Source organism: Salinisphaera sp. G21_0, assembly GCF_017744115.1.
Classification (GTDB): domain Bacteria; phylum Pseudomonadota; class Gammaproteobacteria; order Pseudomonadales; family Endozoicomonadaceae; genus Endozoicomonas.
This window is the reverse complement of record NZ_JAGHQW010000037.1, coordinates 1-15839: the sequence shown is the minus strand read 5'-3', so window position 1 is coordinate 15839 and position 15839 is coordinate 1. Positions and strand designations below refer to the sequence as shown.

Sequence of the window (15839 nt, the reverse complement as noted above, 5' to 3'; positions counted from 1 at the left end):
AGATGGAGGGATAAATTTAAATGAATGAAATAATTTAAAGTGATTGTACTGTGGCTGCGGAATATTTTCAGCGCATGATTTATATCGGTGACTGTATGCGGTAACGGGCAACCGTACAGGTACTCCACCCCTCGAAGCGATCAAGTGTCATCCCCAGTTGTTGCATAACTCCCTGGGCAAACTCATTAGTGGGGGTTGTATAAGAAATAATCTCTTCCATGCCCAGCTGGTTAAACCCGAACTGAGTCACTGCCTCAACAGCTTCCAGCACCAGCCCCTGTCCGCGGTAAGCGGGTAAAAAGCGCCAGCTCATCTCAATATGCTTGCCATAGGGAGAAAAGCCGCAATAGCCAATCAGCTGGTTATTCTCTTTGAATACCACCGCCCAGCGCGACCACCCCCACTTATCCAGTTCCGCCTGATAGCGCCACAGCTCGGTTTCTGCAAGGCTTCCGGGCTCTGTGGCCATGGCATCTGAAGCGCCGGGAGGCGTTTCGCCCAGTAAAGCGGAGTATGCATCAACATCCTGTAACTGCCAGGTACGAAGTATCAGACGGGGCGTATCAGTAACAATCAGCACGGTAAAATAGTCTCCAGAAACTTTGCTCCAACAAAATAAATACTCCGCCATTTGGACAGTTAGATGATCTGAAAGTTCTCACTCATTAGGCAGCCCGATGAATACAACTAACTGATTTATTGACACAAATATCAAGAAAAGCAATTGCCATCATCAGACCAGACAACGCCAATAGATAATCAGGCAAAAGCGAAGAGAGCCTTAAACGGCAACCTTTTACGAGCAGATGTTGATTTCACAGGCTGCGCAAGTTCTTTCCCTATATTAGTGTGCGCAGATTGTCAAAAGTTCCCTGATTCCATAAACGGATGGCTAATAAGCATATCACTCTTGCCTTAAAAGCAATGTAGAGTTATACCTGTTTTCCACCGCTGACAGGCAAAGTAGTTGCTGGTAACGGGCGATATTAACCAGGGCATGATTTTTGAAAGTAAAGTGGAGATTAACGAGTGGCTATCGTTTCCATACCTGAGCCTGAAAAACAGATCACACTGGGCATCAGCTCTTGCCTTTTGGGCCATAAAGTGCGCTATAACGGTGGGCACAAACGCTCATCTTTTTGTGTCAACACGCTGGATAAATTCTTCCACTTTGAGCCGGTCTGTCCTGAGATGGCTATCGGGCTGGGAACCCCCAGAGAGCCCATCCGACTGGTCGGCCAACTGGCTGAAGCATCACAGTCAACCGAACAAAGTTCATCCTCTGCGCCCGATAAACAGTTGCAAATCCGGGTAGTCGGCACTGAAAATTCCAGCCTGGATGTAACGGATGCTCTGGCGCAGTATGGTCGTGATATGTCTGACCAGCTGTCACATATTTGCGGCTATATTCTGATGCAGAAGTCCCCCAGCTGTGGCATGGCAAGGGTCAAGGTGTACCATGAAAATGGCCATCCGCTGGGTGAAAGTGCACCCGGGGCCTATGCCAGGGCCTTTATGGAGAGCAACCCGCTGCTGCCAATAGAAGAAGAAGGCAGGCTGCACGACCCAATACTCTGTGAAAATTTTTTCACCCGGGTTTACGCCTATGACCGTTGGCAGAAAACCGTGATGGCAGAGCCATCTTATGCCGCTCTTGTCGACTTTCACTCTACTCACAAGTACATGATCATGGCCCACTATCCCCAGGGGTATGAGTTACTGGGCCAAATCGTGGCCAAAGGCAGCAAAGCGAATCTGCATGAACTGCTGGAGGAGTACCTGCGCAGCTTTATGAGTGCCCTTAAACGACGGGCCAATCGAAAATCTCACACCAATGCCATGATGCATATCCTCGGATATGTGAAAAAGAGCGTCGATGGCAAAGAGAGAAAGCAACTGCTGACGTTGATTGAAGAGTACCGTCAGGAAATGATCCCCCTTATTGCCCCCATGACCATGCTAAGGCATTTCATAGACAATCATGGTAGTGTATATATTCAACGACAAACCTACCTGACACCTCACCCGGATCAGCTGGGCTTGCGCAACCGGATCTGATGATCAGTGCCAATAAAAGAAAAAGGAAAAAATATGTCCATCTGGAAAAGGCCTTACAGTACTGAAACCGCGGTATTCAAGGAAAACATGTGTGACCACTTGGGTATTGAGATTACCGAAGTAGGAGATGACTTTCTCCGGGGCACCATGCCAGTTGACCGCAGAACCATTCAGCCCATGGGACTGCTGCATGGTGGTGCCTCGGTGGTTCTCGCTGAAACACTGGGCAGTATTGCCGCCAACCTGTGCTGTGAAGACGGAGCCTACTGTGTTGGTCTGGAAATCAACGCCAATCATCTTCGCTCAGCCACGTCCGGAAAAGTGACCGGCACAACCCGCCCCATTCATATCGGCCGCAGTACTCAGGTGTGGGAAATCAAGATTGAGGATGACCAGGGCAGGCCCACCTGTATATCCCGTATTACCATGGCAACCAAGAAAATATAATCAATAATTCATTTGGCTTTTGCAAAATCCTCCCGCAGTGCATCAAGCAACTGCATTTCCAGCTTAATCTGATCTTCAGCAAACTTTCTGATGCCTTCCGCCAGCTTTTCCGTTGCCATGGCATCGTCGTTCATCGCCCAGCGAAATGCTGCCTCATCCAGAATCACTTTTTCATCACTACACACTGGTGAGTCGGCAAACAACTTTTGTTCAAGCAATTGCCCGGATGATTCCAGCTGATCGAGAAGATCCGGACCAATCGTCAGGCAATCACAACCGGCTAACTCGGTAATCTCACCGGTGTTTCGGAAGCTGGCTCCCATCACCACGGTGTTGTAGCCATGTTGTTTGAAATAGTTGTAGATACGGGTGACCGACTGAACGCCGGGGTCTTGTGAAGCAGTATAATCCCGGCCTTCTGCTTTTTTGTACCAGTCGAGAATCCGGCCAACAAACGGGGAGATCAAATAAGCACCGGCTTCGGCACAGGCTTGAGCCTGGGCAAAACTGAACAGCAAGGTCAGATTACAACGAACACCTTCTTTTTCCAGAACCTCCGCCGCTTTGATACCTTCCCAGGTAGACGCTATTTTGATCAGCACCCGCTCACTATCAGCGCCCTGCTCTTTATAGAGATCAATCAGCTGTCTGGCCTTTTGAATCGTCGCGTCAGTATTAAACGACAGTCGTGCATCCACTTCCGTTGACACAAAGCCCGGCACTACCTGCTGAATCTCTTTGCCAATACTGACTGTCAACCAGTCACAGGCATAACGGGCACTGACCGCTTTTTCTGTAGAATGGTTGCGCCCAAAGGCAATGGCTTCATCAACCAGCTTTTTATACGCCGGTAACTGCGCGGCTTTTAGAATCAGTGAAGGATTGGTCGTCGCATCAACCGGCTGGTATCGACGGATGGCTTCGATATCACCGGTATCGGCCACAACCTTGGTCATTTTTTTTAATTGGTCGAGCTGATTTTGCATACTGTACCTTCTTCCAGCCAAGCAAACAGCTGGATGCTTGATAACCTGATAAGCACTTTAAAAGTTTACTATCAATCTTTTCGTCTTTAATCAACGAGGGTATCCCAGACTATCCGTATTTACCTTTTATATCAAAGAAATACCAGCATCATGAGGTATCCGGGGTTGCAGCAGCATCGGCAATTTCCTGATCGCACTGAATAAATTCCTCAACCTGAAAACGATAGGGAATAGACACCTGAGAACCAGCACTCATGACCGAAAGGCCGGCACTGGCATTGGCAAAGAAGGCTGCTTCCTCAAGCGATTTCCCTTCCGCCAGGGCCACCAGCAGTGCACCGTTAAATGTATCGCCAGCCGCCGTTGTATCAACCGCCTTAACCGGAAACCCGGGAACCATCAGCCCTTCAGGATGGCCTGAAGTCATTGATGATGCATAGGCCCCATACTGACCCATGGTGATCACCACGTCAGTAATACCTTTCTCATGCAATAGGGTAGCAGCCTGAGTTGCCGACGTTTCATCCAACACTTTAATACCGGTAAGAAGGTCTGCCTCCGTCTGATCAGGCGTAATCAAATCCACAGTCAGTAAGTCATCCCCGGAACACGGTTTGACAGATGCGGGGCTCAAGGCAACTTTAGTATGGCTTCTCCTGGCAATATGAGCAGCCTGTCGCATGACAGATTCAGGAATCCCCTGCGGCAAGAGCAGATAATCTGCACCAGCGATCAAACTATGTTTCTGCTCAATATACTCTTCACTCAGGCAGCCATTAGCACCAGCAGAAATACCAACCATATTTTCGCCTTTGCCATTCACGAACATCAGGGCCACCCCTGTTTGGGCATCCACTATTTCAGTAATTGCCGATGTATCAATACCTTCATCACTCAGTTGCTGTACTATTTCCCGCCCCGGATCATCCTGCCCGATCGCTGCCATCATAAGTGTATTGCCACCAAGGCGGGCACAGGCTACTGCCTGATTAGCGCCTTTGCCCCCTGCCATAATGTCGTAAGATGAAGCGGTAATGGTTTGGCCTGGTTTGGGAAAACAATCAACCCTCAGAATATGGTCAACATTAATACTGCCTAGCACGAGAATCTGCTTACTCATATCACCACCGGTGAAAATCAGGCTGACAACTTGATCAAGTGTAATGCATATGTCGTTTGGGGTTGGAGGTTTTGGAAGCGAGTTGGCAGTGGGCAGTTGGTTTTAGGATAGGTTTTCAGGGGTGTGTTTCCCTTCTTTTTAATTTTGTCAGGTATAGCGTTACGGTGATGGCTATGGTCAGTAGCAGGTATTTGAGCCATGGCAGGGTGAGTAGCCAAATGGAGAGGCTTATGGTTAGCCAGAGAAAAATAACTGCGCGGATATATACCCTGGTGGAAATGCTGCGTTGATTAAGATATTGGCGTAGTGGGGGGCCCAGTGTTGGGTGGTTCAAGAGCCGGGCGTGAATGGTTGGAGATGACCGCAAGCTGAAAAAAGCGGCTAATAATAGAAAGGGTGTGGTGGGTAGTAGTGGCAGGAAAATGCCGATACAACCCAGTGCAACACAGAGCAGGGCGCAGGCTTTAAAGGCGCACCGGAGTAACGGGTTGCGGATTAGAATACCGGGTGATTGGGGGGGCGAGGTTTTATCTCTTGAGTTCATGGTTATCGAAAGTGGATTCTGCGGGTACGCTTTACTCAAAAAATGCCTCTTGAATCCGGGTAACATAGGTCAATTCAACCAGTTTTTTCAGAGTCACCAGATAATTGGGCTGATTAGTATCACCCACCACCAGATACTGCTCCTCATCACACTGTAAACGTCCGGGGGATTCTTTGTAGACAATTGCGGTTGGGTCAATGTACATCACCTGCCTTGCGGTATTCACATGGGCAGGAATACAGAACTCATAGCTCAGGGATTGCTTGCCATCCGCTGGGCCATAAAGGCCATCCGCATCCAGGCGGGTCAAGTCAAACGCTACCTTTTGCTGCACTTTGTCTTTCAGCAGACCATCCAGATGGCTGCAGGCCGATAGCAAAATCGCACCCAGCACAATGGCAAATAATTTTGATATGTTCATGGGATTTCCAGTCGAGCGATGGTGCCTGTCTTTATTGCTTTTAAGTAGTTGGCCAAATGGAATCGTATATTCCTGGCTAAGTGGGCAGTTACTATGCAAGGCACAACGCAGGGAGCATAGCCTTAGCTATGTGACCGGAGTTGTAACGCCGCAGAGTGACTGTCCACTTAGTCAGAAAATAGGATTTCATTTGGTTAACTACTTATTATTAAGAATGGCTTTCCCAAAGGAAAGCCAAACGTTAAGACGACTGCTGAATATTATGCCAGCGGCTTGAGGCCTACGGCTTGACGAATAGAAGCCAGGGCAGAAGCGGCTTCAGCCCGGGCCTTTTCAGCCCCCTTCAGCAGCTCTTTTTCAATAAATGCTGGATCTTCAATCAGCGCATTATAACGTTCCCGGGGAGCTTGCAAGTGAGCATTCAGAAATTCAAACAGCTCATTTTTCAGATCGCCCCAGCCAGCACCATCAGCATATTGCTGACGTTTTACCTCAATCTGAGTGGCATCGGCAAATGCCGAGTAGATCTGGAACAGCGTGCAGGTATCCGGGTCTTTCGGCTCACCCGGCTCCAGTGAGTTGGTTTTGATCTTGCGAACCAGCTTCAGCAGTTTCTTTTCAGGGATAAAAAGCGGAATGGTATTATCGTAGCTTTTGCTCATTTTACGACCATCAAGACCATTCAGCACTGCCGTGGTTTCACCCACCACCGCTTCAGGCAAGACGAACCGGGTCTGGTAATGATGATTCATACGTCCGGCAATATCCCGGGCCATCTCAATATGCTGGACCTGATCACGCCCCACCGGCACTTTATGGGCATTGAACATAAGAATATCCGCCGCCATCAGGACCGGGTAGCAGAACAACCCCATGGTCACGCCCTTGTCCGGGTCCTGCTCACCGGCTTCTTCATTAGCCTGAACCGCTGCCTTATAAGCATGGGCGCGGTTCATCAGACCTTTGGCGGTCATGCAGCCCAGAATCCAGTTCAGCTCGGCAATTTCCGGAATGTCTGACTGACGGTAGAAGGTGACACGGTCCGTATCCAGGCCCAGTGCCAGCCAGGTAGCGGCAATCTCCAGGGTAGACTGGTGGATTCGCTTGGGGTCACGGCCTTTGATCAGGGCATGATAGTCCGCCAGAAAGTAGTATGAAGCAATATCGTCACGCCAGCTTTCCTCAATGGCAGGCTTGATGGCCCCTACGTAGTTACCCAGGTGTGGTGTTCCAGTAGTTGTAATACCTGTCAGTACTTTCGTTTTACTCATGAGTTCACTCGCACAGCGACGATTTAACCTGGCCTGACGCGCTGACCAGAAAGGAGTTTCGTTAGAAAAGGGCAGCATTATAAAAGAGCGCCGCCCTCTCTCACAATAGACACCTGATTCTCATGATGACATAGCCATGTTGTCAGCGGCAGACACCCGATGCCGGCCAATAATGGCGCGCAGACGCAAGGTCAAAAGGATGGCACTCATGGTCAATGCACTCACCAGACCAATCCATAAGCCATGAGGCCCCATTGGTGCCACAATCCAGTCAGTCAGCCCGAGAATATAGCCCAGGGGTAACGCCACGCCCCAGCAGGCAAACAGAATCATCGCCATGGGAACCCGGGTATCTTTATAGCCACGAAGCGCACCATTAGCCGCAATCTGAATGCCATCGGCGTATTGGAACAGTGCCGCATAAACCAGCAGCTGAGAGGCCAGAATGGCCACCTCTGTGTTCTGTGTATAGATCGAGGTCACCACCCCTGGCAGAAACAACATCACGGCAGCGCTGAGGGTGGCACTGACCAGCGTTGTGACAATACCCGCATAGCTGGAGTAGGCGGCCTGCGCAGTTTTACCGGCACCCAGTGCCTGTCCGACACTAATGGTAAGCCCCATGGAAAGACTCAACGGCACCATAAAGGTCAGTGAGGAAAAATTAAGGGCAATCTGATGCCCAGCCACCACAATGGCACCTAATTTCCCGATCAGCAGAGCCACCACCGAAAAGATACTGGCTTCAAAAAAAATGGCCAGACCGATAGGCACACCCAGCGTTAGCTGACTGGCAATAATGTTCAGACTGGGCAAGTCCCACTGGTCAAACAGACCAATTTTGCGATGCTGCTGAGCCAGCATCGTGTATGCCGCCATCATCAGGAACATGGCCCAGAAGCAAACGGCTGTCGCATAACCACAGCCAACGCCGCCCAGCTCCGGGAACCCGAACTTGCCATAAATCAGTACATAGTTCAGCGGAATATTCAGAGCCAGGGCAATAAAACTGAACACCATGCCGGGCTTGGTTTTACCCATTCCTTCGCAGTAGCAGGTAAGCGCCTGGAACAAACAAATCGCCGGAACGCCCCAGGCAAGCGCTTTCAGATACTCCAGCGTTTTACCCGCCATCGCAGGCCCAACCTGCAACCATTGCAATACGACATCGGATTGGTAAATAAAACCCAGGGCCAACAGGCTCAACAGCAGGGCAATCCATAACCCCTGACGCACCTGACCAGCAATCTCTCCGGTTTGACGTGCACCGTACAGATGGGCAACCGTGGGTGTAATGGCCATTAATATGCCACGGATTAACAGGTAGACCGGCACCCAGATACTGGAGCCAAGGGCAATAGAGGCCAGATCCAGGGCTGAATATTGCCCGGCCATACTGGTGTCGACAAATGACATACCGGTGGTTGCCAGTTGGGCCCCCATGATAGGCCCGGCCAAATACATTAATTCACCAAGTTCGCCACGATAACGGGCAAAAGCTGAAAGATTGTTTCTCATTGTTGCTCACAGAATAGAAACCCACGGCAGACAGAGCCGGGGCGAAGAATTATATATTCTATTAATGAATCAAAAAATGATTGAATTGGATTTTTCGAAAAAATACTAAACTGATCTCTTTTTAATAGCTGCAAGTTTCTCAATATCAGCAGCAACCTCCTCCATAGTGCATGCTACAAATTCTTTCACTTCTTCATTCGTTGTTTCATCAGGATCATAGTTGGGTTCAATGTAATCCTTGGAACGATAATACTCTAAATGCCTGATAGCATTCATCATTGTTTTCGTGATAGAGTGGATTTGTCCGTAGGTTAACTTTTCGGCGAAATCTAATGCCTCTCGACGTGAATTGAAATTTTCAACACCACGTCCAACATATGTGGTAAATTTTGGGGCATTCATACCATTATTATAGGTGTTCAGCACTCTAACCTGATGATCTCCAAAATGTGACGGATCTTGTTTTTGAATTTCCGCAGGCGCTTTAAAGGGAGCAGCACTTATTCCCCTGACCACAATATCTATTGCCCTATCCATTTTAAATCCCTCTTTATACAAATGTACTAAACAGCTGCCATATATTGATACGGTAAAAAATGAAAGTACACCTCCACCAGAATGTCAAAGTGGTTCTTATGTCATGTTGGAAGAGAGCCGTTTACTGGCTTTTTTTCTCTTCCTTTTTCTTTTTTTGGTTTATTTATTTGCTCTTCTGAATATTCTTCGGCGGTAGCATAACCGTCACCTGAAAATAGCACTCCTTCATCAGCAGTAACGTATGCCTCATCGGCTACTCCCTCACCACTGTTGAGTAATACAGAACCATGAGCCTCCGGCTGGGCGGCTAATTTTGTCTTTATTTGCTCAATAACTCTTTTCATTGAATCCTGTTTCCAAAGCTGGTTCACCGGAATTTCAATGACTTCGAATCCTAATTTTTGCAGCAGGGCGATTTTCAGCAGCGTTTTACCGTTCCTGGTTTCGAAATCACCACTCACATAATGATAAGGTCCCTGAACGTCGATAACCATGTTGTAATCTGGCAGTAGCAGATCAATCGGAGGTAATGAGTTCAGACTCTTCTCTTCTTCAATTTTCAAAGACGGAAGGCTTGATTGGAGTTGCTCGCGTAAGGTAGTTTGAGATTGTGAAATGTTTGTCTGGTAGTAGGGGACCTCCGTACATGGTCTCCCAAGCCAACTGGCGGCCATGGCAATAACGGTTTGAGCCTCTATATTGTCCGAAGATATATTTCCCAGACGAGAAAATAGTTCACCTATGTGCTTTTCAAGCGGGTTTTTATTATTTATACCAAAGTATAGATAAGACCTGGCACAAAATACCATGACTCCCCAGAGAGACATCCATAGATTTTGCTGAGAACGCTGAGGGATTTCACTGATTCTGCCGACAAGAGAATCAAACGTAGATTTAATCAGGTTCAGCTCAATGGCCTCACCCAGTTTGGCCAGGGACCACAGCAGGTTGACGGTACCTTGAAGTTCGAAGCGGTCTCTCTCTTGTGTTGATTCGGCTTTGGTTTTTACATGGTACAACAGCGCGGTCATGGTTTCTTTGAGCTTCGCGGTCTTCTCCAGCTCCAACCCGATGTCCCCCAGTTTCGCCAGGGCCCACACCAGATTGGCGATACCTTGAGCACTGAAGTGGTCTCTCTCGTCTTTTGATTCGGCTTTGGTTTTCACATGATACAACAGTGCGGCCAGGGCCTCTTTGAAGATCGCTGTCTTTTCCAGCTCCAGACCGTTGTCCATCAGTTTTGCCATGGCCCACAGCAGATTGGAGATATGCTGAGGAATAAAGTGGTCTTTCTGTTCTTTTGATTCGGCTTTGGTTTTCACATGGGATAACAGCACGGCTACCGCCTCGGTGAGCTTTGGTGCCTTCTCTAACTCCAGCCCCTTGTCCACCAATTTCGCCACGGCCCACAGCAGGTTGGCGATATGCCGGGCATTAAAGTGGTCTTTCCTTGCTTTTAATTCAGCTTTGGTTTTTGCCCGGCGCAACAGCGCGGCTACGGCCTCATTTAGCTGCCATGTCTTCTCCAGCTCCAGTCCGTTTTCCACCAGTTTCGCCAAAGCCCACAGCAGGTTGGTGATAGCTTGAGTGTTGAAGAGGTCTTTCTCTTCTTTTGATTCGGCTTTGGCCTTCACATGGGGCAACAGTGCGACTACAACCTCTTTGAGCTTCGGTGTCTTCTCCAGCGCCAGCCCGTTGTCCACCAATCTTGCCACGGCCCACAGCAGGTTGGCGATATGCTGAGGAATAAAGTGGTCTTTCTCTTCTTTTGATTCGGCTTTGGTTTTCACATTGGCCAGCAGCGCGGCCACGGCCTCTCTGAGCTTCGGTGTCTCCTCCAGCTTCAGACCATTGTCCAACAGTTTCGCCATGGCCCAAAGCAGGTTAGCGACTTCTTGTGGCTTGAAGTGGTCTTTCTCTTCTTTTGATTCGGTTTTGATTTTCACATGGGGCAACAGCGCGGCCACGGCCTCTTTGAGCTGCGCTGTCTTCTCCGGGTCCAGCCCGTTTTCGACCAGTTTTGCCAGAGCCCACAGCAGGTTGGCGGTACCTTGAGAGTGGAAGTGGTCTTTCTCTTCTTTTGATTCGGCTTTGGTTTTCACGCGGGTCAACAGCGCAACCACAACTTCTTTGAACTCCGGTGTCTTCTCCAGCTCCAGTCCGTTATCTACCAATTTTGCCACTGCCCACAGCAGATTGGAGATATGCTGAGGAATAAAGTGGTCTTTCCCCTCTTTTGATTCGGCTTTGATTCTCACCAGGGGCAACAGCGAGGCCACGGCCTCTTTGAGCTTCGGTGTCTTCTTCAGCTCCAGCCCGTTGCCAACCATTTTTGCCAGGGCCCACAGCAGGTTGGCGATACCTTGAGCCCCAATATCCCTGACTTCAGGTTTTTGCTTGCACTTAACTATTACTGCATCAAGTAACGTTGACAATAAGGCTGCCTGAGCCTCCTTACTTTTCTCATTCATGTATTTATGAGGGGTAAACACACCCGCTGACGTAAATGAATGAACCGTTGTCGTCAAGCTTCGCCAAGGCCACCCGGGTGTCACTTTAAAAGCGTGAAACAATGGTATCAGTTGGCATTGTTCACTATGATTTAATGGTCTTTTTGACCTTGATGTGTATTGTTTGATTGAACAGGCAAATTCACTGTGTTTTTTCCCATTATAGCGCTCGGCATAATGAGTAGATATCCTCACCAGATCATCCATTTTTGCTTGTGTGAAGAGAGCATAAAAATCCTGAACAGGTTTTATTGAATGTCTTGGTGGATTGTTAGCAGAGCAGGCGTCAGAAGCAGGATAAAATTTATGACGCTCCGGGATATAGGGAAGTGGCGTATTCGTCCGCCTCACTGTGCCATACCTGTATCGCACACTCCCGGAAGCACCGGTATGGTCATCCGATTGATTATAATCATTACTTGATGTTGTGCATGTCCAACTTTTACCAGCACCGCTCTTGTCCATAATTATATTTCATTAATTCATGAAAATATAAAATGTAGACTACTCTACGGCATCAACAGGCATTAGTTTTTACTGGCTTTTTTTTCTTCCTTTTTCTCTTTTTTGGTTTCTTTGTTTGCTCTTCTAAATATTCTTCAGCGGTGAAATAACAGTCATCCGATAACTGCCATTCTTCATCGGCAGTAAAATATGCCTCATCTGCTGCCTCCTCACCACTGCTAAGTAACACAAGACCATGGGCCTCTGGCAAGACGGCTAACTTTATCTTTATGTGCTCAATAACTCTTTTCATTGAATCCTGGTTATTAAGCTTGTTCACCGGGATTTCAATAACCTCAAATCCTAATTTTTTCAGCAGGGCGACTTTCAATAAAGTCGAACCATTCCTGGTTTTGAAATCACCACACACGTAATGAGAAGGTCCCTGAACGTCGATCACCATGTTGCAATCTGGCAGTAACAGGTCAACCGGAGGTAGCGAGTTCAGACTCTTTTCTTCTTCAATCTGCAAAGACGGAAAGCTTGACTGGAGTTGATCGCGTAAGGTGGATTGAGATTGTGAAGTGATTGTCTGGTAATGGGGCGCCACCGGACACGCTCTCCCAAGCCAACTTGCGGCCATGGCAATGATGTAAGAAAACTCTGTATTGCACGGGGATGGACTTTCCAGACGAGAAAACAGTTCATCTATGTACTTTTCAAGGGCGTTTTTATTATCGTCACCAAAGTACAGATAAGACCTGGCACAGAACACCATGACTCCCCAGAGAGAGATCGATATATATCGCTGAGAGAGCTGAGGGTTTTCACAGAGTCTGCCGACAAGAGAAGCGAACGTAGATTTAACCAGTTTCAGCTCAATGGCATCACCCAGTTTTGCCACGGCCCACAACAGGTTGGTGATCTGCTGAGGAATAAAGTGGTCTTTCTCTTCTTTTGATTCGGCTTTCGTTTTCACATGGGACAACAGCGCGACCACGGTATCTTTGAGCTTTGCCATCTTCTCCAGTTCCAGCCCGTTGTCCACCAGTTTCGCCACGGCCCACACCATGTTGGCGACTTCCTGTGGCTTAAAGTGGTCTTTCTCTTCTGTTGATTCGGCTTTGGTTTTCACATGGGGCAACAGCGCGACCATGGCCTCTTTGAGCTTCGGTGTCGTCTCCAGTGCCAGCCCGTTGTCCACCAGTTTCGCCACGGCCCACACCATGTTGGCAATATGCTGAGGAATAAAGTGGCCTTTCTCTTCTTTTGATTCGGCTTTGGTTTTCACATGGGGTAGCAGCACGGCTGCCGCCTCTGTGAGCTTTGGTGCCTTATCCAGCTCCAGCCCATTCTCCAACAGTTTCACCACAGCCCACAGCAGGTTAGCGATACCTTGAGTGTTGAAGTGGTCTTTCTCTTCTTTTGATTCGACTCTGGTTTTCACCTGGAGCAACAGCACGGCCACGGCCTCTTTAAGCTTCGATGTCTTCTCCAGCTCCAGACCATTATCCACCAGTTTTGCCATGGCCCACAGAAGATTGGCGACTTCCTGTGGCTTGAAGTGGTCTCTCTCTTCTTTTGATTCGGCCATCGTTTTCACATAGGGCAACAACGTGTCGACGGCCTCTTTGAGCTTTGGTGCCTTCTCCAGCTTCAGCCCGTTTTCGACCAGTTTCGCCACAGCCCACAACAGATTGGCGATATGCTGAGGAATAAAGCGGTCTTTCTCTTGTTGTGATTCGGCTATGGTTTTCACATGGGGCAGCAGCTCGGCCACAGTCTCTTTGAGCTTCGCTGTCTTCTCCAGCCCATTGTCCACCAGTTTCGCCACGGCCCACAGCAGGTTGTTGATATGTTGAGGAATAAAGTGGACTTTCTCTTGTTTTGATTCAGCTTTGGTTTTTACACAGGACAAAAGTACGGCCACGGTCTCTTTAAGCTCCGGTGTCGTCTCCAACTCCAGTCCTTTGTCCACCAGTTTCGCCACGGCCCACATCAGGTTGACGGTTTCCTGTGGATTGAACAGGTCTCTCTCTTCTTTTGATTCGGCTTTGGTTTTCACCCGGGGCAACAGCGCAACAACAGTTTCTTTGAGCCGCGGTGTTTTCCCAAGCTCCAGCCCGTGGTCCACCAGTTTCGCCACGGCCCACAGCAGGTTGACCACTTCCTGTGGCTTGAAGTAGCCTTTTGATTCGGTTCTGGTTTTTACATGGGGCAAAAGTGCAGCGAAGGCCTCTTTGAGTTTCGCTGTCTTCTCCAGCCCCACCAGCCCGTTGTCCACCAGTTTCGCCACGGCCCACACCAGGTTGGCTACTTCCTGTGGCTTGAAGTGGTCTTTCTCTTCTTTTGATTCGGCTTTGGTTTTTACATGGGGCAACAGCGCGGCTAATGCCTCTTTGAGCTTCGGTGTTTTCTCCAGCCCATTGTCCACCAGTTTTGCCATGGCCCACAGCAGGTTAGCAGTAGCTTGAGGGTTGACGTGGTCTCTCTCTTCTTTTGATTCGGCTTTGGTTTTCACCTGGAGCAACAGCGCGGCCACGGCCTCTTTGAGCTTCGTTGTCTTCTTCAGCCCGTTGTCCACCAGTTTCGCCAGGGCCCACAGCAGGTTGGCAACTTCCTGTGGCTTGAAGTGGTCTTTCTCTTCTTTTGATTCAGCTTTGGTTTTTACAAGGGGCAACAGCGCGGCTACCGCCTCGTTGAGCTTCGGTGTTTTCTCCAGCCCATTGTCCACCATTTTTGCCATGGCCCACAGCAGGTTGGCAGTACCTTGAGTGTTGAAGTGATCTTTCCCTTCTTTTGATTCGGCTTTGGTTTTCACATGGGACAACAGCACGACCACGGTCTCTTTGAGCGTCGGTGTCTTCTCCAGCCCGTTTTCCACCAGTTTCGCCACGGCCCACAGCAGGTTGGTGATTTCCTGTGGATTAAAGTGGTCTTTCTCTTCTGTTGATTCGGCTTTGATTCTTACCAGGGGCAACAGCGTGGCGACGGCCTCTTTGAGCTTCGGTGTCTTCTTCAGCTCAAGCCCGTTGCCAACCATTTTTGCCAGGGCCCACAGCAGATTGGCGGTACCTTGGGTATCAATACTCCTGGCTTCAGGTTTTTGGTTGCACTTACATATTACTGCATCAAGTAAAGTTGACAATAAAGCTGCCTGAGTTTCCTTACTTCCCTCATTCATGTATTTATGAGGGGTAAAAACACCCGCTGAAGTAAATGAATGAAGCGTTGTCGTCAGGCTTCGCCATGGCCACCCGGACGTCGCTTTAAAATCGTTCAACAATGGTATCAGTTGCTGTTGTTCACTGTGATTTAATGGTCTTTTTGACCTTGATGTGTATTGTTTGATTGAACAGGCAAATTGACTGTGTTTTTTCCCATTATAGCGATCACCATAATGAGTAGATATCCTCATCAGGTAATCCATTTTTTCTTGTGTGATAAGAGCATTAAAATCCTGAACAGGTTTTATTGAATGTCTTGGTGGATTGTTACCAGAGCAGGCGTCAGAAGCAGGATAAAATTCATGACGCTCCGGGATATAGGGGAATGGAGTATTCGTCCGCCTCACTGTGCCATACCTGTATCGCCCACTCCCTGAAACACCGGTATGGTCATCCGATTGATTATAATCATTACCTGATGTTGTGCATGTCCAACTTATACCAGCACCACCTTTGTCCATAATTATATTTCATTAATTCATGGGAAATATGAAATGTAGACTACTCTGCGGCATCAACAGGCATTAGTTTTTACTGGCTTTTTTCTCTTCCTTTTTCTCTTTTTTGGTTTCTTTGTTTGCTCTTCTAAATATTCTTCAGCGGTAAAATAACAGTCATCCGAAAATTGCGCTCCTTCATCAGCAGTAAAATATGCATCATCTACCACCCAGTCGCCGCTGCTAAGTGACACAGAGCCATGGGCCTCTGGCGAGACGGCCAACTTTGTCTTTATTTGCTCAATAACTCTTGTCATTG

13 protein-coding genes are annotated in these 15839 nt (G+C 48.5%); 2 read left to right on the top strand and 11 right to left on the bottom strand.

The window, feature by feature from the left end; all coding sequences use genetic code 11:
* Positions 1-79: 79 nt before the first annotated feature.
* The gene (locus J7439_RS16610; protein WP_101745418.1) at positions 80-580 is read right to left on the bottom strand and encodes a GNAT family N-acetyltransferase; all 501 of its coding nucleotides are present in this window, start codon (positions 578-580) and stop codon (positions 80-82) included.
* Positions 581-1029: 449 nt separating this feature from the next.
* On the opposite strand from J7439_RS16610, the gene J7439_RS16605 reads away from it, so the two are divergent.
* Together J7439_RS16605 and J7439_RS16600 are read left to right on the top strand one after the other, a co-directional pair.
* On the top strand, positions 1030-2058 hold the full coding sequence (locus J7439_RS16605; protein WP_209203092.1) for a YbgA family protein: 1029 nt from the start codon (positions 1030-1032) through the stop codon (positions 2056-2058).
* A gap of 33 nt (positions 2059-2091) precedes the next feature.
* Positions 2092-2505 carry a hotdog fold thioesterase gene (locus tag J7439_RS16600; RefSeq protein WP_209203091.1) on the top strand — a complete coding sequence of 138 codons (414 nt, stop codon included), beginning with the start codon at positions 2092-2094 and terminating at the stop codon, positions 2503-2505.
* An 8-nt stretch (positions 2506-2513) separates the two neighbouring features.
* On the opposite strand, the gene tal is transcribed toward J7439_RS16600, so the two are convergent.
* The 10 genes from tal to J7439_RS16550 form a co-directional block, all read right to left on the bottom strand.
* Positions 2514-3491, bottom strand: coding sequence for a transaldolase (gene tal, locus J7439_RS16595; RefSeq protein ID WP_209203090.1), 978 nt, complete (start codon positions 3489-3491; stop codon positions 2514-2516).
* Between the two features lie 148 nt (positions 3492-3639).
* Positions 3640-4611, bottom strand: a complete 972-nt coding sequence (gene rbsK, locus J7439_RS16590; protein WP_209203089.1) for a ribokinase — start codon at positions 4609-4611, stop codon at positions 3640-3642.
* Between the two features lie 115 nt (positions 4612-4726).
* On the bottom strand, positions 4727-5155 hold the full coding sequence (locus tag J7439_RS16585; RefSeq protein ID WP_209203088.1) for a YbaN family protein: 429 nt from the start codon (positions 5153-5155) through the stop codon (positions 4727-4729).
* Positions 5156-5186: 31 nt separating this feature from the next.
* Positions 5187-5576, bottom strand: a complete 390-nt coding sequence (locus J7439_RS16580; RefSeq protein WP_209203087.1) for a hypothetical protein — start codon at positions 5574-5576, stop codon at positions 5187-5189.
* A gap of 260 nt (positions 5577-5836) precedes the next feature.
* The gene (locus J7439_RS16575; protein ID WP_286198398.1) at positions 5837-6847 is read right to left on the bottom strand and encodes a tryptophan--tRNA ligase; all 1011 of its coding nucleotides are present in this window, start codon (positions 6845-6847) and stop codon (positions 5837-5839) included.
* A 120-nt stretch (positions 6848-6967) separates the two neighbouring features.
* Positions 6968-8365 (bottom strand): MATE family efflux transporter, encoded by a 1398-nt coding sequence (locus J7439_RS16570; protein ID WP_209203085.1) that lies wholly within the window; start codon positions 8363-8365, stop codon positions 6968-6970.
* 105 nt (positions 8366-8470) lie between these two features.
* Positions 8471-8902, bottom strand: coding sequence for a hypothetical protein (locus tag J7439_RS16565; RefSeq protein ID WP_209203084.1), 432 nt, complete (start codon positions 8900-8902; stop codon positions 8471-8473).
* A 101-nt stretch (positions 8903-9003) separates the two neighbouring features.
* On the bottom strand, positions 9004-11877 hold the full coding sequence (locus tag J7439_RS16560; RefSeq protein ID WP_209203083.1) for an RAP domain-containing protein: 2874 nt from the start codon (positions 11875-11877) through the stop codon (positions 9004-9006).
* A 52-nt stretch (positions 11878-11929) separates the two neighbouring features.
* Positions 11930-15544 (bottom strand): DUF1601 domain-containing protein, encoded by a 3615-nt coding sequence (locus J7439_RS16555; protein WP_209203082.1) that lies wholly within the window; start codon positions 15542-15544, stop codon positions 11930-11932.
* A 53-nt stretch (positions 15545-15597) separates the two neighbouring features.
* Positions 15598-15839, bottom strand: a 242-nt coding sequence (locus J7439_RS16550; RefSeq protein ID WP_209203081.1) for a hypothetical protein, incomplete at its 5' end; no start/stop codon positions are given.

Excerpts from the sequence above, each read along its gene's own strand:
- J7439_RS16585 (WP_209203088.1), bottom strand. The coding sequence starts at position 5,155 with ATGAACTCAAGAGATAAAACCTCGCCCCCCCAATCACCCGGTATTCTA.
- J7439_RS16580 (WP_209203087.1), bottom strand. The coding sequence starts at position 5,576 with ATGAACATATCAAAATTATTTGCCATTGTGCTGGGTGCGATTTTGCTA.
- J7439_RS16575 (WP_286198398.1), bottom strand. The coding sequence starts at position 6,847 with ATGAGTAAAACGAAAGTACTGACAGGTATTACAACTACTGGAACACCA.
- J7439_RS16560 (WP_209203083.1), bottom strand. The coding sequence starts at position 11,877 with ATGGACAAGAGCGGTGCTGGTAAAAGTTGGACATGCACAACATCAAGT.
- J7439_RS16570 (WP_209203085.1), bottom strand. The coding sequence starts at position 8,365 with ATGAGAAACAATCTTTCAGCTTTTGCCCGTTATCGTGGCGAACTTGGT.
- tal (WP_209203090.1), bottom strand. The coding sequence starts at position 3,491 with ATGCAAAATCAGCTCGACCAATTAAAAAAAATGACCAAGGTTGTGGCC.
- J7439_RS16600 (WP_209203091.1), top strand. The coding sequence starts at position 2,092 with ATGTCCATCTGGAAAAGGCCTTACAGTACTGAAACCGCGGTATTCAAG.
- J7439_RS16555 (WP_209203082.1), bottom strand. The coding sequence starts at position 15,544 with ATGGACAAAGGTGGTGCTGGTATAAGTTGGACATGCACAACATCAGGT.
- rbsK (WP_209203089.1), bottom strand. The coding sequence starts at position 4,611 with ATGAGTAAGCAGATTCTCGTGCTAGGCAGTATTAATGTTGACCATATT.
- J7439_RS16565 (WP_209203084.1), bottom strand. The coding sequence starts at position 8,902 with ATGGATAGGGCAATAGATATTGTGGTCAGGGGAATAAGTGCTGCTCCC.